This is a genomic window from Ellagibacter isourolithinifaciens (assembly GCF_008831035.1).
Lineage (GTDB): Bacteria > Actinomycetota > Coriobacteriia > Coriobacteriales > Eggerthellaceae > Ellagibacter > Ellagibacter isourolithinifaciens.
Map to the genome: position 1 here is coordinate 1 of NZ_WAJR01000078.1, position 535 is coordinate 535.

At 68.6% G+C, this 535-nt stretch carries 1 protein-coding gene; it reads right to left on the minus strand.

Annotated elements, in window-relative coordinates; translation table 11 throughout:
- Positions 1 to 91: 91 nt before the first annotated feature.
- Positions 92 to 535: hypothetical protein (locus F8C90_RS11070; RefSeq protein ID WP_211361107.1), on the minus strand; the 444-nt coding region annotated here is incomplete at its 5' end.

A 535-nucleotide genomic window follows, 5' to 3' on the forward strand; every position in this document is an offset into this window, starting at 1 on the left:
GTGCGAGTTAAGTTTTGCGGGAAAAGCCGACCGGAAGCCTTGCCGGTGCGACGGGGATCGGGGCGCCATCGGCGCTGCGGATGACCGCATTCTAGCACGACCCGGCGCGGAAGCGCGCGTTGGACCTCATCGCCCAGGTGGACGCCTGGTGCGGCGGCGCCCAGCCCGACCCGCACGACTCGGGGCCGCGCGACAGGCTCTTGGCCAGGAACCTCTCGGCGGCCCTCTCCTCCTTCTTCGAGTAGAGCGCGGGGAACTTCGGCGCGATGAGCGGCCGTCCCTCGGCGATCGCGCACCTGACCAGGCACATCGCCTCGGCGCCCTTTCGCGACCACGACATGCCGCGCCCTTTCATCCTGGCTGCGCCGACATAGGCGTTCGTGCCCTCCATGGTGCCCATGGACTCTTTCGGGAACACGACGCAATCGGCGTTGTTCAGCATGTACCCGCGCAGGTCGCGGACCCTGTCGCGGCGCTTGGCGTCCTTGATCTTGGGCAAAACGCGCCCGCACATGCGGGCAAGCTGCAGCGGCCG